The following is a 26,065-nucleotide window of genomic DNA, read 5'->3' on the forward strand; positions in this document are numbered from 1 at the left end:
AAAGGAAACCTCGACCGGCACGACTGCGAGCAGCCAGTAGCGGGGGATTGGCGCCGGGCGGAGCAGCTGCTGTTGCCGTTAGACGTCCATGGATGGGCGCGCACCGGGGTGAGCCTCTCGGGCCGGTCAATGACGAGCATCATCCCTACGCGGCGCGCGACGTCAGCGGGTGGCGCCATCCCGGAGGTGGTTGGTGCGGTCGCGCGGCAGCCGTCACGGTTCGACGGACTGTCGTTGCAGGAGACGTATTCCGAGCTCGAAGCGACGGATGCGGCGGTCGACGCAACCCTCGCTCGAATTGCAGCGGTCTGGGGCGATGCCCGAGCGCTTGATACCGACCTTGAACAAGCAGCTAGCGAGTCCAAGCAGGAACTAGCACCAGATATCGACAGCTAGCGCGTCGCCAGCGGATTCGCCTGCGCCCGACCGTGGGCGGCGGTCCCCGGACCGGCGCACCAGGTCTAGACCCTCGCACGCATCTGTCGCAGAGCACCGTTCCGACATTCCAGAGCTACGGGACCCTTCTCCCCACGAGGTGTGGCGACGGGCACACCGGTCGGCAACGTGACTGGAATCAACTCCAGAAGCCGCGTGCGACGCAGGTTCCGCGTCATGAGGCAGCCTCGTTCTCGATCATGTAGCTTCCTCAATATGGAGAACTTTGACCAGGCGTATCTCGCCATGGGCGAGCTGGTGCCGGTAATCGAGCGGGCGCGTTCAGAGGACGTGAATGAGGCGGACACGCGGTTCCGCGTGATTAACACCCTCATCACAGAAGTGCTCCAGTGGCCCGCGTCTGCGGTGCAGAATGAGCTGCACACTGAAAGCGGGTACATGGACTACTGCGTTGGAAGTGCTGGCGCTCAATTTGTTCTTGAAGCGAAGCGCGTGGGAGTGGAATTCGAACTTCCGCACAGCACTAGCTCTAGTGTCGTATCAATTCCTGCACTTGTGTCCGGGTCTGCCGCCGGGAAGAATGTACAAAAAGCCCTAGAGCAGGCATCGCGTTACGCACAGGAGCGCGGGGTGCCGATAGCGTGTGCCTTCAACGGTCACCAACTGATCGTATTCTTTGCGTCCCGCACTGATGGTCTTGCGCCTCTTAAGGGCAGGGGTTTAGTTTTTGCCAGCGCCGACGCCTTGCTAAATGATCTGCTCGTCCTGTGGAATAATCTATCTCCGGATGGAGTCGCGAACAGGGTCCTTCACCAGACTTTACAGTCCTCTGTCCCATTCCCGCCTGACCCCCTCGCTCTGAGGCTCCATGACTACCCCGGCAGCCAGCGGCGAAATGACCTGCAGACGGGGCTTCAAATCCTGAGTGACCTTTTTCTTGGAGACCTCGAAGATTTGGAGACATTGCAAGAGGAATTTCTGCGGGAATGCTATGCCTCGAGCGGTGCTCTATCTCAATACGCTGAAGTGAGCAAGCAAATCCTTGCTACCCGTTATGAGTTGCTCTCGGAGGTCGGTGGAGCCTCTGTTCAGGAGGCAAGCAATCGAAAAGGTGTGTCGCCGGGGTTTACAGCGGACGTGATGCAGGCGGCACTGTCCAACCGGCCAGTTATTCTATTGGGTGACGTCGGAGCAGGAAAAAGCACGTTCATCGAGAGGCTGATTCACGTCGACGCGAAGGAAGTGTTGGGTGAAAGCATTAGCCTCTACGTAGACTTCGGAGCATCGTCAACCCTAAAATCGCTGTCCGAGCATGTTCTCGACGCTTGTGTTGACCAACTGCGCACCAAATATGAGACGAATATTTTGGGTCTCAAGTTTGCCGAGAATGCTCTGAAGAACGAACTTCGTCTATTTGATGAGTCCCCTGAGGGGTCTCTGAAGAGCATCGATCCTGTCGCCTATCAGACAGCCCGCATCAAGTTCTTGCAAGGCGAGATGGCTGACCGATCAAATTATCTTCGGCGTGCCTTTGAGTGGATGAGGTCATCCTGGAGGCGGCAGGTGGTGATCTTCCTGGACAATGTAGACCAGCGCAGCAGCTCTGACCAAAATGAAGTCTTCTTGATCTCGAATGAGCTGGCGCGGACTTGGCCGGCCACGGTCTTTGTAGCTCTGCGTCCAGAAACATTTTATACTTCGGAACGGGAAGGGGCAATATCCGGCTACCATCCCCGTGTGTTCACGATTTCGCCACCCCGGACAGACGTGATGCTACGTCTTCGGATCGAGTTTGCCCTAAAGCAACTGAGTGATTCGGGTCGGTTGGATGCTTTCCCCACTGGAATCCAGGTGGATAGCGAGACACTCGAGCTCTTCCTTGAGATGCTTTCTGACAATCTTCGCGCGAATGACCCGTTCATCCGCCTGATAGATAATCTTGCCGGTGGCAACATGCGCATGGCATTGCAATTCGTCACCGATTTTATCGGAAGCGGCCACATCAATACCCAGAAGATTGTAGATGTACAAAAACGGTTTGGTCGCTACACAATCCCGGACCATGAGTTTCTGCGTTCCATCATGTTCGGCGATAATCGGTACTACGACCCAGACTCTTCGCCGGTCCCGAACTTGTTCCGGCTCACCCGTCGTGATGCAAAGGAGCATTTCGTTCTGCCGCTTTGTCTTGCGCATATTCAAAAAGCCGGAGATGTCGAGAATGATCACGGTTATGTCTCTGCCAACGAGATTTACCGATACCTTCAGGCACTCGGGTTCGAGCCAGCGGAAGTTGCGGAGTGTCTTGAGTACGCCCTCCGGTTTAGGCTTGTCGATTCGACGCGCAAATATGGGAAGGCGGCGCATGAGGAGGTTTTTCGAATCACAACCGTCGGGGCGTACTGTTACAAGATTCTCATAGAAAAGTTCACCTACCTGGACGCGATCTCTGTTGATCTTCCCATCCTTGATGACGACGTGCGCCAAGACGTGCGCGAAGCGTATGACTTAGAGCAGCGTCTGGAGCGTGCGGAAAAGCTGTTGTCTTACCTGGATGGGCAGTGGGCATATATCCCCAATAGCCCGGACTGGAACTGGGAGGCAACCTCCGCGGCTTTGAAGCAAGATATTTACCGGGTTCGAAGGCGGCGTCAGTAAGGATGGGGAACCCTTGTCTGAGCGTTGGCGGTGTGTTCCGCTGAGAGTAAACCTTCGGTGCCGTTGACATAAGAGACCGCTATCGGCGCGATCGCCCTCTGCGACGTAAGCAGGAACGCTCGGCCAGGCGTGGGTCAACCCCCCGTTCGCGATTGGCGTCGAGGGCCGGGAGGTGTCACGGTGTGGGCTTCTCGTTCAACGTCCGATCAGGGGAGCCACTGTGCAAGTAATTGCGTTCGAGATAGTGCCGCCCCCGCCGTTGACGGACGGGCGGTTCGCGGTCCTCCTGGCTGCTCTGGGACGCGCGAACGCTTCGGCTGGCGTCACGGGTGTCCTCGTCCGCCACGACGGTCGTTGTGTCGCGGTCATCGAGGGCGACGAGGTCGCTGTGGCGGACAGGTTCCGGCAGGTCTGCGCGGAGCCTCGGTACGGCGTCGCGCGGGAGTTGTGCAGGGAGACCGTCCAGCACCGGCTGTTCCCCGACTGGGCTGCGGCACACCAGCAGGAAGACCCGTTGCTGCACAGCGCGGGGGACGTCGCCGCCGCGGTCACCACACCGCACGACACCGACCCGGAGCTTTCCGCCCGCCACGGGCGTGCACTGCTGGCATGGTTCCGTGCCCACCCACGAGCGCCGTTGTCCGCTCAGCACCACACCGACGGCACGACGCCGCGGGTCCGCATTCTGAACGCCACGATCGAGGCGCTGCACGAGACCGGCGTCGAGGACTGCTCGGTCGAACTCGTCGCCGATGTCGCCAGCATCAGTGTGGACGACCTCCTTGCACTGTTCCCGACCAGGGCGGACCTGACGGGTGCGACGATCCAGCGGTGGGCGGGAGCGTTGTCCGCGCCGTTGTGGCCGATCGCCGCGGAACTCGGTGTGGTCGCCTACCTTCGCGCTCTTGTCCGCGCACAGGCGGAGCACCCGGATTTGATGCGGCTCGTAGCGAGCACTCTCAGTTCGAGCACCAGCCTGACGCAGCCCGCCGGGGAACAGTTCCGGCTGATGTACTCGGGCTTCAAGCACACTGTGCGCACGGCTCTTCAGGATGACATCCGCTGCGGGCGCGAGCCCGCGGCGCTGGATCCTGACGAGGGTGCCCGGCAACTCCTTGCGTTGTACGACGGCCTGCGTCTCCAGGCGCTCCTCGAACCAGGACTGGACATCGCCGATGCGTTCGACCGTGCAGTGACCGCTGTCCGCGCAGGCTGGTCCGAGCACCGCGGGTCCGCCGCATACGATGACCCGTTCGACTGGCACACGACGGTTCCGGCCAGGCCGGGTGTGTTGCCGACCGCCACCGGGGGACGTTCGTGAACGACACCGGCTTGGCCGCGGAGGCGGGGGACCAGGCGGAACGGAGCCGCGTCGTCGTCGGTGCCGTCCAGACAGCCCGACGGGACGGCTTCGTCAACCTCGACTACTTCTCCGTGGCACGCGCTGCGAACGTGGAGGTGTGGAGGGTGAAGCAGCTCTTCCCCACCTGGGAGTCACTCGTCGTCGCAGCCGCCTCGCACTGGATCGGAGCTGCTCGCCGTCAATCACGCGTGATCGCCGAGACGAGGGGCGCCGTAGCGTACCTGCGGCACCTGCTACGCCTCAGTCAGCTCGACCCGGCGATGATGCGAGCGCGTGTGTACCTGATGAGCGTGGCATGCAACGCCCGTGGCACGGAGGACGACTGGTACCGGGAGCAGTACGCGCACCTCATGCAAGACGTCGCGCAGTTCCTGGGCCGGGACATGATCGCCGGACGCGAACCCCGGTCGATGGCTCCCCGGCACGCGGCGAAACAGCTCACCGCGCTGTACGACGGTCTCCAGCTGCAATACCTACTGACGGACGAACCGGACCTCCTCGGCACGTGGGACCGCGCCGTCGCGCGCATGCGCAACGGCTGGAGCAGCGAGTACACCGGCCCCACCGAGTAAAACGCGGTCGAAACGGGGGATCCACCTGTGTCCCCCGACGAGCAGGGTTATGGTGAAACTGATTCCGGTGATCAACGCGACACCGAGGACCTGCGACCACCGAAGCATCGGGTTAAGGCGGATGCTGGCAGCCGGGTGATGAGGAACGCCGTTTCGGTGATGCCGGCGGATTTATTGATCGGGAATGCGATGAGTACCCTGTCGCGATGGGGTCGGTGAACGCGGACACCGGGCCGTCCAAGCCACCGACTGCTGGCGGCGGCGGAGCGTCGCATCCGTTGACCGGTACCGCTCGACGATGCTCGCGACGTGCGCTGCCACATACGTTGTGGTTGTGGTTGTGGTGGTCATGCCGCCCCCGAATCGAGGTCCAACGGTATGCGGCCCTGGCAGCCGCTTGGCCGCTCTCGACCACACTGCCCAGCGCGCTCGTGCGGGATCCGGACAGGCGGCGACCCCCGTGCTGGGGGCGGAACGTGTGGTGGCGCCTTGAGCGGGACGGTGCGCCCGTACTGTGCTCCTCGGTACGGGATCCGATCCGTCGCCGTGACGAGAGGTACGCCCGCACATGCAGAAGCCCTTGGTGATCGCCGCCGCGCTGACGGCGATCGCGTTGACCGTGTTCGGACCGGCCGCGGCCGCGAACGCCTCCACGGTGAGCAACCCGGGACCGCCGACGAGCTCGTTCAGTCCGTTCGGCCCGTACTTCACCTCGGTCTACGGGCAGACCGTCACCGCCCCGGCGCGGTCGACCGCGCTGAACGCGTTCTCCTTCCAGATCGAGTCAAGCGGCCCGATGGTCGTCCGAGGCGAGGTCTACGCCTGGGACGGACGGAAGGCCACAGGGCCGGCGCTGTTCGAGAGCGACCCGCTGACACTGGTCGGTGACTCGACCGCACACGTCGTCTCGTTCCGGACCGGCGGCACCGAACTCGTGCCGGGTTCCGAGTACGTGCTGTTCGCGACCCTGCTGCGGGACGTTCAACCCGACAGCCCCGACTCCAGCGCCTGGCCCACCACGGGCGACGTCATGCCCGGACAGGTCGTCTTCCTCAACGCTCGATCCTTCGACCAGGTGACGAGGACGCCCTGGGATGCGGCTCCTGCGCTGGACCTGATGTACACCGCCGAGTTCGAGGCCGCCCCGACCGTGCGCTCGGTGACCCCGGCCCGCGGCGACATCGGCGGCGGATCCACCATCACCATCACCGGTTCCGACCTCTCGGGGACGACCGCCGTGACCATCGGCGGTCACCCTGCAACGGATGTGCGGGTCGTGTCGGACGGCGAGGTGACCGCCACGGTTCCCGCCGGGGTCGCCGGTACCGCCGACGTCACCGTGACGACCCTGCGGGGGACCGACACCGCGAGGGGCGCGTACAGCTACTACGCCGCGTCCGCGCCGTCCGCGCCACGCGACCTCACCGCCGTCGCGGGTGACGCTGAGGTCGCATTGCGTTGGGCCGCTCCCACGGACGCCGGCGGTTCGGCAGTGACCGGCTACGCCGTGCAGCAGCGCGTCGACAGGAGCTGGCGGACCGTCACGACCACGAGTACGACGACAGCCACGATCGCCGGCCTTCGGAACGGCACGCCCACCGCCTTCCGGGTCGCTGCGGTCACCAGCGCCGGGACCGGCACCCCCACCCAGGCCGTCAGCGCTACCCCGTTCGTCTTCACGCCGATCGTGACCGCCGGTGGCCGCCCACTGACCGCCGGCCGCCCGCTCGCTGCAGGCGACACTCTCGTTGTCGAGGACGAGGCCCTTCCCGCCGGGGCGACCGTGTCGGTGGGACTCGACGCCGCGCCGACATCGATCGACACGGCGACCGTCTCGTCCGATGGCACCGTCCGGCTGACCGGCACGGTCCCGGCCGGCACCACGATCGGCGACCACACCGTCGTCGCCGCCCTGACGCTGGTCGACGGAACCGCGGGCGGCGCGACCACCACGCCGCTGATAGTGCGCGCCGCGACGGTCACCCCGACGCCGATCAGCCCGTCCGCTGCCCCGACGACCACGCCCGTGATCGTCGATGCAGCCGCTCCGGCGGCTCCGGCGGCTTCGTCGGTCGGTGAACTGGCAACCACGGGCACCGACGTCACTACGGCGATCGAAGCCGCACTCGCGTTCGTGACCGCCGGCGTCGGCGTCCTCGCGCTGACTCGACGCCGCCGCGGACGCAGCGGCGCCTGACGGGCGCTCGATGCTCGGCCGGGGACCCTGCTCTCGAGCGAGATCACCGTCAGGAAATCCTCACGCCCGTCGCCCCGGGAAACCCGAGGCCGAGGACCTGCGAGCCCAGCGTCGACACCCGGTCGGCGGCGGCGATCCCCGCAGGGTCATACGCGGCGTGCACGACGACGACACCCGCGGCGGCCTCGACCGTGAGTGCCGCGGTCACGAGCGTTGCAGACCGGGCGTCGACACCGGCAATCGGCTCGTCGACGAGCAAGACGCGGGCGCGCGCTGCGCCAGATTCCTCGTGAACACCCCGTCGTCCTGCACTCTTTTGTGCCGCCACCCTCGCCGTTCCGATCGTCATCTACGGCCTCATGCCGTTCCTGCAGCGTCTCCGCACCAGGCTCCTGCAGCGCCGTATCAGCCGTCCCGGAGTCACCACCGAGAAGGCCAGCCGCTGTCCTGAGCGAGTGCAGCAGGGTCCAACTCGACGCCTGCCCCTTTCCAGCGATCGGACTGATCGGGCGTGAGGTGTCACAACTCGGGAGCGAGCGGTGTCCTATGCCTGAAACCGTCTGAAGTGAGGAGATCGAAGATGTCGAAGCAGGTCGTGGTGCTGGGTGGCGGATACGCCGGCGTGATGGCTGCGAACCGGTTGGCTGCACCCTCTCGACGTGCGGCTCCGGTGGTCGTGATAGTGACCACGCAGCCCCGCTTCGTGGAGCGGATCCGCCTGCACGAGTACGCGGCAGGAGCACGGAGTGCGCCGGTCCACGCCTATGAGTCGCTGCTGCACCCCGACGACCGCCTGCAGATCGCATCTGCCCGCCGCATCGATGCGCGGCAACGCCTTGTCGAGGTCGACACCGGAGACGGCCGGGGATACGACTAGAAGAGGACAACGTCTTGATGCTCCTAGGGAGCCCACTTGCGCTCGGGCAGAAAACGTTTGTGATCGTCACGACTGACAGGATTGATGCCCCGAGGGGGTACCGACGTCTCGTAGCCGGTACCTTCCCCGGGGATCATCGGGCGCTGAACCCTAGCCCAGGAGCTTGCTCAAACCGGACTTGCGGAGAGGATAGCGCCAACATGGTCGCCTGTGAAGACCTAGGTTGCTGCGAGCTTGCTACTCAGGCAGATGATTCTTCCGCGCGCTAGCGACTGTCTCTTCGGGTAACTGCAAGTGCTGCTTCAGGTATGCCTCTCCGAACCGCCCACGATGCACGAAGCCCCAAGCGTTCGCTGCCACCGCGATCTCCTGGCCTGCCAGCAGCGCCTCCCGAACACGGTCGAGTCTGTGGTGCAGCACGAAGCGGGCTGGCGTCATGCCTTGCCTGTCGAGGAGGATCCTGCGGAGCTCGCCGATTGTCAGGCCCACAAGAATTGCGAGTGTCGCCGCATCGATCGAGCGGCAGGGGTTCTCGTCGATGCTCCGCTTCGCGAGGCGCACGACGGCGTCGTCGCTGGTCCTCTCGGTGCTCACTGGATTTCTTCCGGACCCCTTGCCACAGTCACGCTCGATGAGCAGACCGCCAAGGAGTCGCAGCTACCGTACGCGCCCCCCGACACTTGATACCCGTTGACAACGGCGGTCCTGCCCGAACCACCACTCGTGACAGCAGCCGTTAGCTAGTCCCTGGTTCCGTTTCGTTGAGCAGACGCGACTACTTCGAGGGTACGAAGTTGTAAGTCTTCAACGAACGCCGGATAGGGGCGCTCGAGCACGTCGTCCGGAGCGTCTTCCGCAAGTAGTGGGATCCCTGGGGCGAGGAGGACTCGCGTCTCGGTCGGCACACCGGCCGTGTCCACCGTGGGGATCGGCACCACATCGCTGACAAGAGCGTTGACAAGCGCAGATGCATACTGCACCACGGCTTCAGCAACGTCGTCCGCAACCAGGATCGGCGAGGAGCCGTACACGAGGTTCTTCATTGTGCTCTCACTTCCAACGTTTCTCTCGAACCGCCGACGGTAGCCGGTGCCTCCTCTGTGACCGTTCTGCCGTTCTTGAAGTGGACAACCGCACCCGTTGCTCCTGCGGGAGGGTAGGCCGGGGCACGCATCATAGGATTGCGCCTTCGTTGACGCGCAGAGGCCGGAAGGAGCCGACGTGGACTGGAAGAACGTCTCACAGGCGGAACGGGACAACGCTGTGATGTTCCGGCTCAGCGCAGACGATGCCAGCTCGAAAGAGCACGAGTGCCGAACGGCCGCTGCCAAAACGACCGACCCGGACAGTCGAGCCATGTGGTTGCTGCTCGCGATCAAGCATCACGTCGCAGCCTTGAGCCACACGGCCGCCGCTGACATGAGCGACGAGATCGCCACCTACGCGGAAACACACCAGCCCAGGTAGGCATAACCGACATCAAGGGGGAGCCCGTTCAGGTCTGACCCGAACAAATCCGGACGAGCTCCGGCCCTGATCCCGTTACATCCAGCATTCGGAGCGAGCGGTCCTGCAGCTTGGTCCACTGGGAGGTGCGTCCGCGCCGTAGTTCGGGTCGACGACACGGACGCACCTGCATCCGGTCCACAACGACCGGACTAATTCGGAAGCCTTCTCAGGACGGATTGCGTCCGAAGACAGCTATGCAGCAACGGAGGCCGCGGCCTTGTCGAAACCGCCGGTAGCGACGGCGAGCAGCTACTCCCGCGGCGACTAGCGCAAGCATCGGCGTGGGACGAGTCCCTTGCAGTAGCGTCGGCGCATCCGTGACGGAGCGACAGGGGCGTGCTGGGTGACGTCTCCTCGAACACGGGGCTGCTCCGCGCAGCAGCGTCATGTTGAATACATCGGTGGAACCAGATCTGTGTCAAGACCGGCCTCGGCCGTGACCGCGCCGCCGTCGCCGCCGGGGCGCTGGGCGGTGCGAATCGGAGATGATGCGAGCACCGGCCCGGTCACCCTCCCCATCGGTCAACCCGTCGTCGCGCCGCTGCTGAAACAGGCTGTTGTGGCCGGGCTTGTCCTGGGCGCTGCGATCGCCAGCACGGTCACACCATGGCTTCCCGTGACCGATGCCACCACCATGTGGTGGGGCGTGGGGTGCGCGCTCTTGGCGCTCCTGATCGCAGCGCTGATCCCGCGATGGCCGTTGCTGTTACGGGTGGAACTGCTACTCCCCGCAGTCGACTTTGTCGCCGTCGGATTGCTGCGGTACGGCACCGGGGAGAGCCGGTCGGTGTTCCTGGCGATCGTCGTGCTCCCGGTCATCTGGATCGCCGCGAACCCGGGCCGCCGGCACATCGCCTTCCCGCTAGTCGGCACGTGTGTCACATTGCTCCTGCCCTACGTGATCGCGCCGGGCGTGGTGCCGGGGAGCGAAGCTGTTCGATTGGTTGTGGCGCTCCTGGTGTACGCGGCCGTCGCGACGGTGACCAACGAGCTCGCCCGACGAGCCACACTCCGACTTGACGTCGCTAAGCGACAGCGTCGTGTGATGGAGGCGGAGATCGTACAGGCCGCGCTCATGCAACAAGCACTGCTGCCGAACGACACCACTGTGCTGCCCACGCAACTTGACGCGGTGGGAGTGTGCCTTCCAGCCAAGCGCGTCGGGGGAGACTTCTATGACTGGTTCCCGACCAAAACCGGGGCCGCGTTCACGCTGGGTGACGTCATGGGGAAAGGTGTCGCTGCGGGCATGATTGCCGCCGCGGTGCGGTCGGTGATCCGGAGCACCGTCGATGACGCCGATGCCGCACATGGGCTCCGCCGCGCAGCTGCCGGGATCGCGACGGGGGGTGGCGACATACTCAGCGGACAGTTCACTACCTGCTTCCATCTCCGCGTTGACCGAGATGGCACCGCGCAATGGGCCGATGCTGGACACGGCCTCACGATCCTTCGCCGCGCCGACGGGACACGCGAAGCGCTCCGCTCCGCTGATCTCCCACTCGGGATCGGATCTTCTTGGGCAAGCGTCACCACGACGCTCGCTGACGGCGACGCAATCGTCACGTTCAGCGACGGCGTCCTTGATCTCTTCGGCACGGACGCTGACACCTTCGACCGCTTCGCTGCATTCCTTGACGAGCACGCCACCGCCGCCGCTACCGTCGACGCGGTCGCAGCCCTCGCGGAGGCGTCCGACCATACGGACGACGTCACCATCCTCGCCGTCACCTACCGTGCAGCAGAAGTCTCTGACGAGCGCTGAACAGATCCGACGACTCAGCGTAGGGGGTAACTGTCGTCGACGCAGCTAGGTAGCGGGAAGACGATTCTTGCGTCGTCTGCATGTGGTGGATTGCCGTCGCTGTCGCCGGGATTAGTGACTGCGTTGCAGTGACTGTGGGAGCTGCATGACCAGGCGCCAGCGGTTCTGATCATGATCCCGCTCGTAGGAAAAATCGTCCATGAGCAGTTCGATCATCGCGATCCCTCGCCCAGACTCCGCCATGTCCTCCGGCTGCGGCATCATCGTGCGAAACGGCAGTGCAACTTCGGTGCCGCTGTCGCTAAGTTCGGCCTCCAGCGTGGTCTTCGTGCGTCTGAGTGTCAGTTCGCACTGAAGTCGTTCGTGTCCTTCGGTGTGTTCGATGATGTTCCCGGCGAGCTCGAGCAGTGCCGTTTCGAATCGGAAGCGTTCGTTCTTCCCGAGGTCGCTGTTCAGCTGCCAGAAGTCGTCGACAGCATCGTGTACTTCATCCAGATGATTCGGGGGAACCACGAGCAGCGCGGTGCGCTCCCACGCCGGACCGTGAATCGCCGAGATGCCATCGCCGTCGTTCTCCATGGCCATATGCTCGCACGCCGTGTTGCTCGTCCCGGAACTTTTTCCTCCTGCCCGTTACTGCGGTCCAATGCGTAGGCATGGGAAGTCTGGCGAGGCTGCCCCATCGCCAGACATACCGTAGAAACGGGGTCCGGGTCTGCGCCCTCCGTCGGGTCCATCAGCGGCTTTGTCAAAGCGTCTGCGCCCGTTCGCTGATCGGACTCCGCCTACTTCTTTTCCGAGCCGGTTCGGGTCACGGTTCGCAAAACCCGCCACCGATACCAGGAGAGGGCCTAGCGTTGCTCGCATGACGGACTACCTGGATCGTGAGCAGGACAAGACCTTCACGAAGGTCTACAAGCAGCAGACACCGGACATCCTCGAGGCGTTCGTCCGATTCGACAGCGCCGTGTTCCAGCCCGAGGACCGAGCAATCCCCTTGAAGTACCGGGAACTCATCGCACTCGCGGTGGGCATCACGACCCAGTGTGTCTACTGCATCGACGGGCACAGCCAGCGCGCCGTCACCGCTGGTGCCACCGAGGTGGAGCTCGCTGAGGCCTCTTGGGTCGCGACCGCGATCAGAGCCGGCGGCGGCTTCGCGCACGGGCGTCTCGGGTTCAAATTCGGCGCGGATGCGACCCCTGCCAACCACTCCGTCCACCACGAGCACGGGCAACAGGGGCAGGGGTGAGCGACCGTTCCGTCCTCGTCACTGCACTGCAGGGTGAGGGGTGGCAACCGGCCGTCTGGCGCGAGGCCGATCCCGCCGTGCGCCAGCTGTCGTCACTCGCGCCCTGGCGCGGGATCCTCGTCGAGTAGGACCGCTTGGGCGTCGACGCCGTCGCGATCGAGGACTCCTTCACGACCGGTCCGCTCGTCGCAGCCGGTAACCTCGACACCTGGGTCGTCGTCGCCCTCGTCGTCGCGGCCACGCTTGCGCCGACGACCTGCGCCGTCGGTCTGGTATCGACCGGTGACGCACACCGAGTGGGCCGAATTCCCTTTCACCGTACGGCCCGCTATGCGTCGTCCGCGGCCTGGCAGAGCTGGAGAACCTGTTTGTGAGCCAGCGGCGAGCGGCGCTTGACGTGCAGCTGACGCGCCTCAACAGCTTTCCGGAGCACTAGGCCGCTCCACTTGACGAGACGCCCGGAAATTCGCTCATACTGAGTGTGAAGACGATACTCAGCGCTGCTCGACTCTAGCGTTAGACCTCCGCCACTGCTGCGTCAGGTGATCAGTGGCAGTGCGCTCGAGTTGCGCTTGGAGAAGAGCATTCATCGAACTGTCGTGGAGCACGGTGTCGTGCTGCCGGGTGGCTCGCCGGCAACCGGGACGACCCGCCGCCGCTGACCCGCTGCCGGAGCGTCTCGCCCGCGGTGTACCGCTCGGGGAGCCGACCGCGTTCCTGCAGCAGGGGTGTGACGAGCGTGCCGAAGTCACGCACCGTGTCGAACGAGTGGTACTGGCGTAGGTTGATGCCGTCGAGACCGTCGTCGTCGAGCCAGCCCTCGATTTGCTCGGTGACGGCCTCGGGGACGCCGGCGGCCCAGAACGCGCCGTGCCAGGCCTCGTTGACCCGGTCGAGCAGTTCGCCGACGGTGGCGTCGAGTGCGACCCGGCCGACGAGTCGCTCCCCACCGTCGAGCCCCTCGGCATCGAGCGCGTCCCGGACGGTGCGGTTCCTCGGGTGTCGGAGCGCGTCGAAGGGGACGCTGCCGTGGATGAGCGGACCTTCTTCGCTCTGGAACGCCCGGTACTGGGAGACCTTGTCGTCAACTTCCCGCTGGGTCGGCGCGGTGATGACGGCGGCTTGGGTGACGAACTTGACGTCGCCGCGGTCCCGACCCGCGGCCTCGGCGGCGTCGCGGACGGCCTCCGCCGTGCGCTGCACCCCGTGGCCGCCGGTGAACACGACCTCGGCGTGGGTCCCGGCCCGGGCGATTCCGGCGGGTGATCCGGTCGCGAGGAACAGGGTCGGTGTGCGCTGCGGCGACGGCTCCGACAGGTGGGGTCCGGCGACGCGGAAGTGCTCACCGACGTGGTCGATGGGGTGCACCTTCTCCGGGTCCGTGTAGAGGCCGCGTTCGGCGTCGCGGACGACTGCGTCGTCCTCCCATGAGCCCTCCCACAGCTGGTACAGCACGTCGAGGTACTCGTCGGCGATCTCGTAGCGGGTGTCGTGGGGGATCTCGTCGGCGAGCCCGAAGTTGCGTGCGGCGTTCGGCAGGTAACTGGTGACGACGTTCCAGCCGACCCGGCCGTTCGTTAGGTGGTCGAGCGTCGACATGCGGCGGGCGAAGGCGAAGGGCGGTTCGTAGCTGGTGGAGAACGTGATGCCGAAGCCGAGGTGCTCGGTCACCGCTGCCATCGCCGGGACGACGAGCATCGGGTCGTTGTTCGGGATCTGCAGCCCTTCACGCAGCGCCGGGCCAGCGGAGCCCTGGTACACGTCGTAGGCACCGAGGACGTCGGCGATGAACACGGCGTCGAACTGGCCGGCCTCGGCAGTGCGGGCGAGTTCGGTCCAGTACCGGATGTCCGTGTAGCGGTGGCGGTTGTTGCCGGGGAGCCGCCACAGGCCGTGGGTGATGTGTCCGACGCAGTTCATCTCGAACACGTTCAGCAGGAGTCGCTTCGGCATGGTCCGACCGTACGGACGAGCAATCAGCTGCCACGTGTCCGTGACGTCGCGAGACGCTTCGTTGCAGCACGTTGCGCGGCCCGTGGTGTGGGGTGGTCCACCCGTTCTAGGGTCGCTGCCCATGACCCGCCCTCACGCTCTGCGCACCGCCGTGACGGTCCTCGCGACCGCCACCGCCGTCGCGCTGCTCGCCGGCTGCAGCGGTGGCTCAGCCGCCTCGACGCAGGACTCCGGACCGGTCCGCGGCGGCACCCTGGTCTACGCGACAGACCGTGAGCCGACGTGCCTCGACCCCCACAACTCCGGCGACATGCCGCAGACCTACATCGCCCGGCAGTACCTGGACTCGCTGGTGTCGTTGCAGAAGGACGGCAGTGTCAAGCCGTGGCTGGCGACGTCGTGGACGATCTCGGACGACGGCACGCAGTACGACTTCACCCTGAAGCAGGGCGTGAAGTTCACCGACGGCACCCCCTTCGACGCGCAGGCGGTGGTGGACAACTTCACGCAGATCCTCGACCCGGCGACACAGTCGTCGACGGACCTGCTCTACCTGACCGGGTACTTCGACAAGGCCACCGCGATCAGCGACCACGTCGTACGGGTGTCGCTCAAGCGGCCGTACTCGCCGCTGCTCGCGGCGCTGTCCCAGGCGTTCTTCGGGATGGAGTCCCCGAAGGCCATGGCGCGTGGGCTCGCCGCGAACTGCGAGTCCCCGGTCGGGACAGGCCCGTTCAAGGTCGTGCGGTGGAATCACGAGCGGGAGGTCGAGCTCGTCCGAAACGACGCCTACAACAGCGCTCCGGACGATGCAAAGCACCAGGGGCCGGCGTACCTGGACGGCATCACCTGGAAGTTCCTCAAGGACAACACGACCCGGTACGGCGCGCTGAGCTCCGGCGAGGCGGACGTGATCTTCAATGTGCCGCCGGAGAGCGAAGGCCTGGCCAAATCGGATCCGTCGATCAACCTGCAGTCGTTCGTGCATTCGGGTTCACCGTTCAGCCTCGACATCAACACGCTGAGCCCAGTGTTCAGCGACGTCCGAGTTCGGAAGGCGTTCGTGCACGCATCGGATGCGAAGGAAGCGGTGGAGAGCGCTTACAACGGTGTGTTCCCGTACGAGGGCAACAACGTCTCATCGGGTACCCCGCACTACGATGCCGCCTACCACGAACCGTTTCCCTACGACCCGGCAGCGGCGAAGCAACTGCTCGACGAGGCAGGCTGGACCGGTCGGGACGCCGACGGGTACCGGACGAAGGACGGTAAGACGCTCACGGTGCGGTTGCCGTATAACGCAGACTCCGCCGAGACGCCGCCGGCGGACGTCACGATCCTGCAGGACATCCAGGCGATGGAGAAGCGGGTCGGCATCAAGGTTGTGCTGCAGGCGCTCGACTCGTCCTCAATGAACGCGGTGTGGGGGAACCCGAAGGCGTACGACCTGCTCGGGAACTACTGGAACAGCCCGACCCCGCACGTGATGTACATCAAGTACTCGAAGGCGACCTACGACATCGACAACGGGCAGAACTCCGCGTTCGCCTACGACGAGGAGCTTGACCGGCTGCTCATCGAGGGCACGGCGACGACCGACCCCGCGAAGCAGGTGACCGCGTACTCGGAGGCGCAAGCGTTGCTGTCGTCGAAGGCTTGGTCGTTACCGCTGTATCCGATCCAGACCCGGCTCGGGATCTCCGACCGTGTCAGCGGCGTGTGGATCGAGCCCAGCGAGGGCGAACCCGTCCTCTCCGATGCCTACCTGATTGACGGAGGTAAGTGATGACCGGCTGGTCCGTCCGCATCGCCCGGCGCATCGCTGAGGCCGTGCTGCTCCTGCTTGCCGTGGGGACGATCGTGTTCTTCCTCGAGCACGCCGTCCCCGGTGACCCGGCGGTCGCGATTCTCGGCGGCGCCGCCGCACACCCGACGAAGGAAGCCGTCGCGGCGGTGACCGCCCAGTACGGCTTCGACCGTCCGCTGCTGGTGCAGTACGGCGACTTCCTCGGCGGCCTGTTCCGGCTTGACTTCGGCGAGTCCTACACGCTGAAGCAATCGGTCACGAGCGTCATTGCGGGCCAGATCGGCCCGACGCTCGCGCTGACAGTGTCCGCGCTCGTTATCGCCTGGCTGCTCTCCATCGCGTCGACGCTCCTCACCGCCGGACGCCCCGGCGTCGTCGGACGCCTCGGCTCCGTCGTCGAGACCGTCGCGGCCGGGCTGCCCCAGTTCTGGCTCGGCCTCGTGCTGCTCCTGGTGTTCGCGGTGCAGCTGCACTGGTTTCCGGTGATCGGATCGGGCCCGCTCGGCATCGTGCTGCCGGCGTTGACGCTGGCGATCCCGCTCGCCGGGTTCCTCGGGCAGGTCACCCGCGACGAGTTCGAGGACAAGCAGCAGCAGCCGTTCGTCCTCTCCGCCCGGAGCCGTGGCCTGTCCGAGCGCGCCATTCGTGGGAAGTACGTGCTCCGTCACGCGGCACTGCCTGGCGTGACGCTGTCCGGCTGGGGCCTTGGCTCTCTCGTCTCCGGAGCCGTCATCGCCGAGGTCGTTTTCGCTCGGCAGGGCATCGGGCAGGTCCTCGTCACCGCCGTGAGCGCGCAGGATCTGCCGCTCGTCATCGGCATCACCTTCGTCGTGGCACTCGTCTACGTCGTGGCGAACATCCTGACCGACATCGCGTACGTCGTGGTCGACCCGCGACTTCGCCGTACGAGCGGAGCCGCAGCATGACCACCGCAACCGACGTATCCAGCACTCCCGGCACACAGCAGACCAATTCGGCACCCGCCGAAGCGAGCGTGCGCAAGGTGCGCCGAGCCTCCCATCCGTTGCGCCGTGTCTCGTTCTGGGTGTCGGCCGCGTTCATCGCGCTCGTCGCGGTGGCGGCAGTCTGGCCGTCCCTGCTCGCCCCGCAGGACCCGCTCGCCATTGACCTCGGCAAGAGCTTCGACGCCCCCAGCGTGCAACACGTGTTCGGCACCGACCAGTCTGGCCGCGACGTGTATTCGCGCGTCGTCCACGGCGCCGGGCAGTCGGTCCTGATCGGGGTCGGCGCGACCGCACTCGGCCTCGCCGGCGCCGTCCTGCTCGGGGTCCTCGGCGGCCTCGGCGGACGCGCCGTCGACGCCGTCGTGACCCGGGTCATCGAGGTGCTGTACGCGTTCCCGGGCATCCTGCTCGCGCTCATCCTCATCGCGGTGTTCGGGTCGAGCGCGGGCACGCAGATCCTCGCCGTCGGCATCGCAACCATCCCCGGGTACGCCCGGATGGTCCGCGGGCAGGTGCTCGCCGTCCGTGGTGCGCCGTATGTGCAGGCGGAGCGGGCGCTTGGGCACTCGTCGGCGCACGTGCTGTTCCACACGCTGCTACCGAACGCGTTCCGGCCGCTGACCGTCCTGGTCACGCTCGGCATCGGGCAGGCGATCGTGTGGGCGTCCGCGCTCGGGTTCCTCGGGATGGGCGTGCAGCCGCCGGCGCCGGAGTGGGGCGCGATGCTCAACGCCGGCCGGAACTATCTGCAGCAGGCGTGGTGGCTCGACTTCTGGCCAGGCGTCGTAATCGTGCTTCTCGCGTTGTCGCTGACCGCTGTCGGCCGCGCCGTGCAGACCCTGACCCAGCCTGGAGGCCCCCGGTGACCACCGCTTCTCACATCACGTCCACCCGCTCGTCTGGTGGCGTCAATACGGTCCGCTCCGTCGTCGATCCGGTTGTCAACGTCCGCGACCTCTCCGTCGCCTTCGGCGACCGCACCGTCGTGCAGGACGTCTCCTTCACGCTCGACGCCGGACGTTGCGTCGCGATCGTCGGGGAATCCGGTTCCGGCAAGAGCGTCACCGCCCGGTCACTGCTCGGACTGAACGGACCGACTGCGACGACCACGGCATCGACGCTGTCGCTCGGCGGCCGCAACCTGCGCAACCTCTCCGACGGCGCGTGGCGGAAGGTGCGCGGCAAGGAGGTCGGGTACGTGCTGCAGGATGCCCTCGTCTCCCTCGACCCGCTCCGAAAGCTCGGCGCGTCCGTCGCCGACGCCCTCCGCGAGCACGGCATCGGGCCACGGGCGGAGCGGGAGCGGCAGGTGCTCTCCCTGCTCGAGCGCGTCGGGGTTCCGTTGCCGTCGTTACGTGCGCGGCAGCTGCCGTCGGAGCTCTCCGGCGGACTCCGGCAGCGGGCACTCATCGCCGCGGCGATCGCCCTCAACCCCGCCGTGCTCGTCGCCGACGAACCGACCACCGCCCTCGACACCACCGTGCAGGCACAGATCCTGGCGCTTCTCGACGAACTCCGTGCCGGCGGGACCGGACTTGTGCTCATCAGCCACGACCTCGGCGTCGTCGAACAGCTCGCGGACGACGTCGTGGTGATGCAGCACGGAGTCGTCGTCGAGCAGGGCCCGGTCGGCGATGTCCTCCGCGACCCACAGCATCCGTACACGAAGCGGCTACTCGCGGCGATCCCGTCCGCGCACGCGCCGGGTGCCCGTCTGTCGGACGCACCCCGTGCGGTGCTCACCCCGCGGCCGGCCTCGCGTCCGGTGCCCGTCGCCGGATCCGTGGTGCTGTCCGTTTCGCATGTGACCAAGCGGTACCGGGGGCCGGACCGGGTTGTGCGGACCGTGGTCGACGACATGTCGTTCGACCTCCGCGCCGGCGAGACGCTCGGCATCGTGGGCGAATCTGGATCGGGAAAGTCCACGACTGCGGCGATCGCCCTCGCACTGACCCAGCCGTCGTCGGGTTCCGTCACGTTGGAGGGCAAGCTCTGGTCGGCACTCTCCGAGCGCGACCGTCGCGCTGATCGGCCGCGCATCGCCACGGTGTCGCAGGACCCGCTGTCCTCGTTCGACCCTCGGAAGACCGTCGGCGAACTGGTCCGCTCCGCTCTCACCGGTGCTCGTGCGGCCCGCGGGAGCAGCAGCGGGGCGGCCGAGGCGCAGGACCAGGCGCGCGTCGGGGAACTGCTCGCCGGCGTCGGACTCGACGGCGGGATCGCCGGCCGGCACCCCGCCACGCTGTCCGGCGGGCAGCGGCAGCGGGTGGCGATCGCCCGTGCGCTCGCCACCGACCCTGACGTGCTCGTCCTCGACGAGGCCGTCAGCGCCCTCGACGTGTCCGTGCAGGCGCAGGTGCTCGACCTCCTTGCGGACATTCGGCAGGAGTACGGCACCGCCGCGCTGTTCATTTCCCACGACCTTGGGGTGATCCACCATGTCAGCGACCGCGTGCTCGTGCTGCGCGACGGTCGTGTCGTCGAGGAGGGGACGGCCGATCAGGTCTTCCGCTCCCCGCGCGAGCCGTACACGCAGGGGCTGCTCGACGCGGTCCCGGGCGTCAGCATCCACCGGAACTCACAGGAGGAACCATGACCGTCACCACAGTGACCACCCGCAGCGCATTGCTGGAGCGTTTCACGCCGGTGTTCGACCGCATCGCTGCGGGTGCCGTGGAGCGCGAACAGCACCGCACGCTGCCCCATGAACAGGTCAGGTGGCTGGCGGACGCGGGTTTCACCGCGGTTACCGTCCCGGTTGCCGCCGGCGGCGCCGGAGCGTCAGCGACCGACCTGTTCGCCCTCCTCATCCGGCTCGCCGAAGCAGACTCGAACCTCCCGCAGCTGCTCCGCGCGCACTTCTCGTTCGTCGAGGAACTCATCCTCGAGCCCGACGTGATCCGCCGCGACGAATGGTTCACCCGCGTCGCCGCCGGCGAGGTGTTCGGTAACGCCAGTCACGAACGCTCGACCGCGGCAGTCGGATCCCTGTCGACGCACATCGTCCCGGACGGTGACGGCTGGCGGTTGCACGGCGAGAAGCACTACAGCACCGGCACCATCTTCGCTGACTGGACCACCGTCACCGCGCTGACGCCCGACGGCCACACCGCCGGGATTACCGTGCGCGTGGACGATCCCGGTGTCGAGGTCCGCGACGATTGGAATGGCTTCGGGCAGCGACTCACCGGCAGCGGCACCACCAGGTTCGACGGTGTCCGCGTGGAACTGTGGCAGCTCCGACCCGAGCGTGCCGAGCGGCGCACCGTGCTGCCGGCGTTCCTGCAAACCGTGCTGCTTGCATCCCTCGCCGGCGTCGGTGCGGCCGCAGCGCGGGACGGCGCAGAGTTCGTGCGCTCCCGAACCCGGCACTATCAGCACGCAGCTGGAGCAACAGCCGCGACGGATCCGCTCGTGCAGTCCGTTGTCGGGCGACTCGCGGTTGACGCCGTCGCTGCTGAGGCCCTTGTGTTGAACACCGCTGCTGCAATCGATGCCGCGCACAATGCCATCGTCGACGCTGGGACCGGTCCCGAAGTCGATGCCTTGATCGACGCCGCCGAGCTCCGAACAATTGCTGTACAAGGCACAGTTGTTGACGCTGTGCTGCGGGCAACCACGACGCTATTCGAGGTCGGTGGGGCTAGTGCCACCGACCGCAACCGCGCGCTCGACCGACACTGGCGAAACGCCAGAACTCTGTCGTCCCATAACCCAGTCGTGTTCCAGCAGCGTGTCATCGGAGACCACCTCATCAACGGCGCCCCGTTGACCTATTTTTGGGCTACCGGAGAAACGCAGCCCCAACACTGACTCGCTGCACGCGGAACCCGAGCGGGCACCGACGCGAACACGAAGCCGCGGAGATCGCGCTGCAGCCTTACTGATAGCGGCACCACCCGGTACTCGCGTCGCCACCACCGGCAGTGAGACGGAGCGCTATCGGGACAGTGAGCGAAACCCGTCCAGCCCGAAGCTGCCCTGGGTACGAATAGGCATCAGGCGCGACCTCCGCGCTCGGAAGGAAGTTCTTCGTGACCGAGATCACCGCCCACCACGGGCTCTTCAAGGACACCAACCTGCACGTCGACGACACCGGCGGCCCCGGGCGACCCGTCGTGCTCATCCACGGCTGGCCGCTGTCCGGCGAGTCGTGGAGCAAGCAGGTCCCCGCGTTCGCCGAGGCCGGTTACCGGGTCGTCACCTACGACCGCAGGGGATTCGGACGGAGCGACAAGCCGAAGACCGGCTACGACTACGACCACCTGACCGAGGACCTGCACACCATCCTCACCGAGCTCGACCTGCAGGACGTCACGTTGGTCGGGTTCTCGATGGGGGGCGGTGAGGTCGCGCGCTACTTCACGAAGTACGGCACGGAACGACTGCACAGCGTTGTCTTCGCCTCGGCCGTGCCGCCGTACCTGCTGCAGACAGTCGACAACCCCAACGGCCCACTGCCAAAGTCCCAGGCGACGGAGATGACGGCAGGTCTGATGAAGGACGAGGATGCCTTCTACGACCAGTTCACGACCGACTTCTTCTCGGTGGACGGCGCCCTGGTCGTCTCCGAGGAGGACCGGCAGCAGGCGCTCGCCCTGGCGAAGCAGGCCTCGAAGCCGGCCGCGCTCGAGGCGATGGCGTCGTTCGCGAACACGGACTTCCGCGACGACCTGCCGAAGGTCACCGTGCCGACGCTCGTGATTCACGGGGACGGCGACGCCACCGTGCCGTTCGAGGGCTCCGGCGACCGGACCCACGCCGCGATCGCGGGTTCCGAGCTGCACGTGGTCGCCGGCGGGCCGCACGGCGTCAACGTCAGCCACCCGGACGAGTGGAACCGGGTCGTCCTGGACTTCCTGGCGAAGTAGCCGCGCGACGGTCGGGTACCGCCGCTGGAGAGACGAAGCGGCGGTACCCGACCGTTCTCCCCCTGCTTGTGGGGTTGTTCGGGTAATTGCCTGCGTGTTCTGATGAGAATACGGGCATGATCCTGCGGATCGGGTCCGAGACAGATTTCGCGAATTGACATACGCCAACCGTGACCGTTTCTAGTGGTCGTCGAGTGCGTACATGATGTCCGCGATGGTCCTCGAAAGTGCCGACTTGTTGGACAGGCCATCATCGAGGATCGTTTTCTCAGCGTCACCTAGTTCGGGTCTGGTGTGACGCGCCGGGGTGTCGGCGAGTGTGGGAGCTCGCTCGGCACCCCTACTTTTCTCTAGGCGCGCCGGCCGCGTCGACTTACACTGTGCGAAGCGCGCCGCCGCATTGAAATGGCAGAATCCTTGTCCCGGTCTGTTCGGAGGGCCTGTACTGCTGTGAGGATAGTGGGATCGCGCTACCGGGGGGGACGTGGGGTAACCCGAATGCTCCGCGGCCCTCCGGGCTCTCGGCTGGCTGTGGCCGTATTCGCGGAGCGGCACTGCGATCGACCGTGGGGCGATAGAAGCCCTGCAGATGTCGTTGCTATAAGGAACGGCCGGACCGTCAGTGTCGTGACGGTCCGGCCCGAGCCCCAGTAACAGCGCTCCAGAGGAGCGTATCGAGTTGAGCCTGCTCCCTGTTAGTGGGCGGCGTCGTAGGCGTTGCGGACGGCCTGGCTGATGCGCCCCCGCGTGGACACTTCGTGGCCGTTCGCGTTCGCCCACTCGCGGATCTTCGCGAGCTCTTCCGAGTTGCCACGCTTCGGCGCGCTGCCGGCGCTGGTGCGGCCGGCGCGGCCGCTGACCTTGCGGGCGGCGGCGACGTAGTCGGAGAACGCTTCGCGGAGCGCGTCGGCGTTGTCGTCGGTGAGGTCGATTTCGTAGTGCGCGCCATCGAAGCCGAAGGTGACGGTGCGACCATGGCCGTCTTCGATGGTGTCGCCGGTGAGGTCGTCGACGAGGTGCGTGGTGACTTTCTGCGCCATGTAATTGCTCCAATCAGGGGACGGACTCTTAGCCTGACAGAGAGTGCCGCCGTGTCATGCATTGAGGCGGGGGAGTGTTACACCGCGCTATCGCGAATGAACGCTGCGAAGCCAGGGATGGTGAACTCGAGCATTCCGCGGTCAGCGGGCTGGATGAGACCCTTATCAATCAGGCGCCCCCGGGGTGTCGAGAGCTGATTACTGCCGGTGTTGAGCGCTTCCGCGATCGCGGAGCGAGATGCCGGGCCGTCGCCGAGATTCGCGATCGCGGTAAGCATGCGTCGCTCGGCCGGCGAGCAGGCGGACCATCTGGCTCGGAACAGGGCGTCGAGATCTGCCTGCATTGCGATGTGGCCAAGGTCCACAGCGCTGACGTCGATGACGCCTCCCGGGTCGGGTCGTCCCGCGGCGGCCCATGCGGCGTCCGCGATGAGCTGCACGGAGTATGGGTACCCCTGCGCGATCTCCAACGCCCGGTCGACGGCGGGCGGGGTCCAGTGCACGCCGAGTGCCCGTGCGGGGCCGATGATCGCGATCTCTTCCGCTTCTCGATGCAGGGGCCCGAGCGGCCGGTAGGCGAGGCGTTCACTGAACGTGACGATTCCCGCGATGGTCTCGGGAGCGTTGGGCAGGCCTGCCGTGAATACCGCTGCAGGGACATCGGTGCCCTCGGCTTGTAGGTGCTGCCAGGCGTAGACCAGTGTGCGCAGCCCTGCTGGGTCGGCGGACTGGATCTCGTCGATGAGGATCACCAGCGGCGTCTCCTCGGTGGCTGTCTTGATCACGGCCTCGAGGGCGCGCGCCCCCGACAGCTCCGTGTCGTGACCGCTGTCCGCCGGGTGGAAGGTGCTGGTCGCGGTGGCGATGCCGGGCACTCCGACGGAGACCTGCAGGGTCTCAATCCTGCTTCGCAGTGCGGTTCGGGTCTTCTCGCCGAACCCGTCTGTCGCGTGCCGCAGCTCCGCTGCGATCTGGGCCACGAGCCCTTGTTCCTCGCCGGCGGTCACCCATACCGTCACTGCACCGCGAGCGGCAGCACGGCGCTGGTACTCACGGAGCAGTGAGGTCTTTCCAAACCCACGCGCAGCATGGTCGACCCGGATCCGGCCGACGAGCCGACCGAGATCGATCAGGGTTGATAGACGCTCGTCGACTTCCGCGACCTGCTGGGCGCGACCGGGAACCGTACGGGCGATCTCACCCGGTGTGTAGGGGCTCGGCTGCATCAGAATCCTCGATCGTTCGTTATGAAGAGGGGGTTTCATAACAGACTATCGATTGGGTGGCAGCGCGTGCTATGTGCTGCGAAGTTGTCCAACGAGGTGTTGGACGATACGTGGGATCGGGTGTGCGAGGACTCCTTGCCGTGCAGAGCGAACTGCTGCGGTAGCCCGGCACCTGCGGTGGAGGGCGTCGGGCCCGGCCGCAGGTGGTCTGCGAACCGGGCCCGATGCTCCTTCCGGGGAAGCGTTGGCTACCGGGTGGTGCGTGCGCTGACGCGGGGCAGGACGGCGCCGAGGACGATCATCGCGACTGCGAGGAAGGCGTGGAGCACGTTGTCGGCGCTGTTGAGGGGGACAAAGTTCGCCGGGTCGGCCATGCCGGCGGTGAAGAGGCCGTAGACGAACAGCACGGCGTAGATGATGCCGCCGACCAGGAGGTAGAGCCGGGCGCCGCGGGCGGTGCGGGCTGCGAGGATCCCGACGATGCCGAAGAGCACGTGCACGATGTTGTGCAGCACCGATACCTGGAACACGCCCAGGAGCAGCGCCATCGATCCGTGGCCGGCGACCGACATGGAGCCCATGTCCATGGTGAGGCCGGGGATGAATCCGGCGAACCCGACGATGAGGAACACGACGCCGAACAGCAGGGCGCCCTTCTGGGTGAGGGTGCTGGCGAAGCCGGGGCGGGGCGTTGCGGCGTTGGTGGTCACGAGATGAGCCTTTCGGTGTGTGTCGGTGCGGCGGCTGCCACGGGTCGGAGATTCAGGGTGTTGCCGTGTCCGGCAGCAGCTGGGTGCGGAGCTCGAGGAGCCCATCTCGCACCCGCGTTTTCGCGGCACCGACCGTGGTGCCCAACATGCTGGCGACTTCCGGCACAGTGCGTTCGCCGAGGTACCGCAACACGACGGCGTCGCGTTGCTTGTCGCTCAAGCCTGCGAAGGCGGTGCGCAGCCGGGTCCTGGTGAAGAGAGCGTCGAACTGTTCGGAGCTCTGGTCGACACTGTGGTGTTCGCGGATCCCGATACGGACGTCCCGACGTCGGGATGCTTCGACGCTGCGAATTCGGTCGATCGCGCGCCTGTGGGCGATGGTGCGCAGCCACGATTGCAGATCAGCGCGGTCGGGATCCCATCGGTCGGGGTGCTGCCACAGCTCGACAAAGGCTTCGTGCACGACGTCTTCGGCAAGGTGCCGATCAATGATGATCGTTGCCACGAACCGGTGCAGCCCAGCTGCGTGCTGCCGGTAGGCGGCAGTGAACGCTGCAGCTGCAGCGTTCGGAGCAATCCGGATGTGGGGCATACCGATCCTTCTACGGGGGATGGGTTCACCGTAGGCGCACGACGCGGATCAGGTTTCCCCCAATCCGGGGGCGCGGGTGCGGGCGCACAGAAGCGCCCGCCACGAGGACTGGTCGTGGCGGGCGCTCCCGGGTGATGCAGAACCCGTACCTGGTGCGGCAGGGATCCGCCGGCACTACTTGATCTGGGCGGTGATGGTGGCGGTGCCGACGAGGAGGCCGCGCTTGACGGCGTCGGTGCCGAAGGTCTTGTTCAGCAGGCCGGCGGCGTCCTCGGAGATGTGGACGGTGGTGCCGGTGAGGATGGCGTTGTC

The 26,065-nt window shown here is 66.1% G+C and carries 26 protein-coding genes; 17 read left to right on the forward strand and 9 right to left on the reverse strand.

The genetic code is table 11. The annotated features are described in order from the left end of the window. The 5 genes from H7A73_RS16450 to H7A73_RS16470 all read left to right on the forward strand — a co-directional run. Positions 1-396, forward strand: a 396-nt coding sequence (locus tag H7A73_RS16450) for a hypothetical protein (RefSeq protein WP_220456639.1), incomplete at its 5' end; no start/stop codon positions are given. Between the two features lie 255 nt (positions 397-651). Further along, complete coding sequence (locus tag H7A73_RS16455; RefSeq protein WP_182066942.1) at positions 652-3,054, forward strand: hypothetical protein; 2,403 nt, start codon at positions 652-654, stop codon at positions 3,052-3,054. 244 nt (positions 3,055-3,298) lie between these two features. After that, a complete protein-coding gene (locus H7A73_RS16460) occupies positions 3,299-4,375 on the forward strand; it encodes a BLUF domain-containing protein (RefSeq protein ID WP_259362965.1) in 1,077 nt (358 codons plus the stop codon). Further along, positions 4,372-4,989, forward strand: coding sequence for a hypothetical protein (locus H7A73_RS16465; protein ID WP_182066944.1), 618 nt, complete (start codon positions 4,372-4,374; stop codon positions 4,987-4,989). The genes H7A73_RS16460 and H7A73_RS16465 overlap by 4 nt, the downstream gene beginning before the upstream one ends. 568 nt (positions 4,990-5,557) lie before the next feature. After that, positions 5,558-7,186, forward strand: coding sequence for an IPT/TIG domain-containing protein (locus H7A73_RS16470; protein WP_182066945.1), 1,629 nt, complete (start codon positions 5,558-5,560; stop codon positions 7,184-7,186). Between the two features lie 49 nt (positions 7,187-7,235). On the opposite strand, the gene H7A73_RS16475 is transcribed toward H7A73_RS16470, so the two are convergent. Next, positions 7,236-7,535 (reverse strand): hypothetical protein, encoded by a 300-nt coding sequence (locus H7A73_RS16475; protein ID WP_182066946.1) that lies wholly within the window; start codon positions 7,533-7,535, stop codon positions 7,236-7,238. Positions 7,536-7,766: 231 nt separating this feature from the next. Between H7A73_RS16475 and H7A73_RS16480 the strand changes: the two genes are divergently transcribed. Then, positions 7,767-8,063, forward strand: a complete 297-nt coding sequence (locus H7A73_RS16480) for a hypothetical protein (RefSeq protein ID WP_182066947.1) — start codon at positions 7,767-7,769, stop codon at positions 8,061-8,063. Between the two features lie 237 nt (positions 8,064-8,300). On the opposite strand, the gene H7A73_RS16485 is transcribed toward H7A73_RS16480, so the two are convergent. Further along, complete coding sequence (locus H7A73_RS16485) at positions 8,301-8,657, reverse strand: helix-turn-helix domain-containing protein (RefSeq protein ID WP_182066948.1); 357 nt, start codon at positions 8,655-8,657, stop codon at positions 8,301-8,303. A 146-nt stretch (positions 8,658-8,803) separates the two neighbouring features. Then, positions 8,804-9,106, reverse strand: a complete 303-nt coding sequence (locus H7A73_RS16490) for a hypothetical protein (protein WP_182066949.1) — start codon at positions 9,104-9,106, stop codon at positions 8,804-8,806. 178 nt (positions 9,107-9,284) lie between these two features. Between H7A73_RS16490 and H7A73_RS16495 the strand changes: the two genes are divergently transcribed. Both H7A73_RS16495 and H7A73_RS16500 read left to right on the forward strand, forming a co-directional pair. Beyond that, positions 9,285-9,530 (forward strand): hypothetical protein, encoded by a 246-nt coding sequence (locus H7A73_RS16495; RefSeq protein WP_182066950.1) that lies wholly within the window; start codon positions 9,285-9,287, stop codon positions 9,528-9,530. A gap of 478 nt (positions 9,531-10,008) precedes the next feature. Continuing rightward, positions 10,009-11,337: a PP2C family protein-serine/threonine phosphatase gene (locus tag H7A73_RS16500; RefSeq protein WP_182066951.1), complete on the forward strand. Its 1,329-nt coding sequence runs from the start codon at positions 10,009-10,011 to the stop codon at positions 11,335-11,337. 111 nt (positions 11,338-11,448) lie between these two features. On the opposite strand, the gene H7A73_RS16505 is transcribed toward H7A73_RS16500, so the two are convergent. Beyond that, the gene (locus H7A73_RS16505; protein ID WP_182066952.1) at positions 11,449-11,916 is read right to left on the reverse strand and encodes an ATP-binding protein; all 468 of its coding nucleotides are present in this window, start codon (positions 11,914-11,916) and stop codon (positions 11,449-11,451) included. 286 nt (positions 11,917-12,202) lie between these two features. On the opposite strand from H7A73_RS16505, the gene H7A73_RS16510 reads away from it, so the two are divergent. Genes H7A73_RS16510 through H7A73_RS16515 form a run of 3 tightly spaced genes read left to right on the forward strand, consistent with a single transcriptional unit; the run spans position 12,203 to position 12,963 of the window. Continuing rightward, positions 12,203-12,589: a carboxymuconolactone decarboxylase family protein gene (locus tag H7A73_RS16510; protein ID WP_182066953.1), complete on the forward strand. Its 387-nt coding sequence runs from the start codon at positions 12,203-12,205 to the stop codon at positions 12,587-12,589. After that, on the forward strand, positions 12,586-12,717 hold the full coding sequence (locus H7A73_RS18180) for a hypothetical protein (protein ID WP_259362963.1): 132 nt from the start codon (positions 12,586-12,588) through the stop codon (positions 12,715-12,717). The genes H7A73_RS16510 and H7A73_RS18180 overlap by 4 nt, the downstream gene beginning before the upstream one ends. A gap of 6 nt (positions 12,718-12,723) precedes the next feature. Beyond that, positions 12,724-12,963, forward strand: coding sequence for a hypothetical protein (locus H7A73_RS16515; protein ID WP_182066954.1), 240 nt, complete (start codon positions 12,724-12,726; stop codon positions 12,961-12,963). A 172-nt stretch (positions 12,964-13,135) separates the two neighbouring features. Here the strand turns inward: H7A73_RS16515 and H7A73_RS16520 are convergent, their stop codons facing one another. Next, positions 13,136-14,542: an NtaA/DmoA family FMN-dependent monooxygenase gene (locus H7A73_RS16520; protein ID WP_182066955.1), complete on the reverse strand. Its 1,407-nt coding sequence runs from the start codon at positions 14,540-14,542 to the stop codon at positions 13,136-13,138. A gap of 121 nt (positions 14,543-14,663) precedes the next feature. Between H7A73_RS16520 and H7A73_RS16525 the strand changes: the two genes are divergently transcribed. The 6 genes from H7A73_RS16525 to H7A73_RS16550 all read left to right on the forward strand — a co-directional run bounded on the left by H7A73_RS16525 (position 14,664) and on the right by H7A73_RS16550 (position 22,185). Then, complete coding sequence (locus H7A73_RS16525) at positions 14,664-16,328, forward strand: ABC transporter substrate-binding protein (RefSeq protein WP_182066956.1); 1,665 nt, start codon at positions 14,664-14,666, stop codon at positions 16,326-16,328. Beyond that, positions 16,328-17,275 carry an ABC transporter permease gene (locus tag H7A73_RS16530; RefSeq protein ID WP_182066957.1) on the forward strand — a complete coding sequence of 316 codons (948 nt, stop codon included), beginning with the start codon at positions 16,328-16,330 and terminating at the stop codon, positions 17,273-17,275. Before H7A73_RS16525 ends, H7A73_RS16530 begins: the two co-directional genes overlap by 1 nt. Beyond that, complete coding sequence (locus H7A73_RS16535; protein ID WP_182066958.1) at positions 17,272-18,180, forward strand: ABC transporter permease; 909 nt, start codon at positions 17,272-17,274, stop codon at positions 18,178-18,180. Before H7A73_RS16530 ends, H7A73_RS16535 begins: the two co-directional genes overlap by 4 nt. After that, positions 18,177-19,910, forward strand: coding sequence for a dipeptide ABC transporter ATP-binding protein (locus tag H7A73_RS16540; RefSeq protein WP_259362964.1), 1,734 nt, complete (start codon positions 18,177-18,179; stop codon positions 19,908-19,910). The genes H7A73_RS16535 and H7A73_RS16540 overlap by 4 nt, the downstream gene beginning before the upstream one ends. Continuing rightward, the gene (locus H7A73_RS16545) at positions 19,907-21,127 is read left to right on the forward strand and encodes an acyl-CoA dehydrogenase family protein (protein ID WP_182066959.1); all 1,221 of its coding nucleotides are present in this window, start codon (positions 19,907-19,909) and stop codon (positions 21,125-21,127) included. The genes H7A73_RS16540 and H7A73_RS16545 overlap by 4 nt, the downstream gene beginning before the upstream one ends. Positions 21,128-21,348: 221 nt before the next feature. Continuing rightward, the gene (locus H7A73_RS16550) at positions 21,349-22,185 is read left to right on the forward strand and encodes an alpha/beta fold hydrolase (RefSeq protein ID WP_182066960.1); all 837 of its coding nucleotides are present in this window, start codon (positions 21,349-21,351) and stop codon (positions 22,183-22,185) included. A gap of 695 nt (positions 22,186-22,880) precedes the next feature. On the opposite strand, the gene H7A73_RS16555 is transcribed toward H7A73_RS16550, so the two are convergent. The 4 genes from H7A73_RS16555 to H7A73_RS16570 form a co-directional block, all read right to left on the reverse strand. Beyond that, positions 22,881-23,225: a histone-like nucleoid-structuring protein Lsr2 gene (locus H7A73_RS16555; RefSeq protein ID WP_182066961.1), complete on the reverse strand. Its 345-nt coding sequence runs from the start codon at positions 23,223-23,225 to the stop codon at positions 22,881-22,883. Between the two features lie 77 nt (positions 23,226-23,302). Next, positions 23,303-24,451, reverse strand: coding sequence for an ATP-binding protein (locus tag H7A73_RS16560; protein ID WP_182066962.1), 1,149 nt, complete (start codon positions 24,449-24,451; stop codon positions 23,303-23,305). 248 nt (positions 24,452-24,699) lie between these two features. Then, positions 24,700-25,161, reverse strand: a complete 462-nt coding sequence (locus H7A73_RS16565) for a DUF4383 domain-containing protein (protein ID WP_182711127.1) — start codon at positions 25,159-25,161, stop codon at positions 24,700-24,702. Positions 25,162-25,213: 52 nt separating this feature from the next. Then, positions 25,214-25,753, reverse strand: a complete 540-nt coding sequence (locus H7A73_RS16570) for a sigma-70 family RNA polymerase sigma factor (RefSeq protein ID WP_182066964.1) — start codon at positions 25,751-25,753, stop codon at positions 25,214-25,216. Between the last annotated feature and the right edge of the window lie 312 nt (positions 25,754-26,065).

The organism is Curtobacterium sp. ME12, assembly GCF_903970855.1.
GTDB lineage: Bacteria > Actinomycetota > Actinomycetes > Actinomycetales > Microbacteriaceae > Curtobacterium > Curtobacterium poinsettiae_A.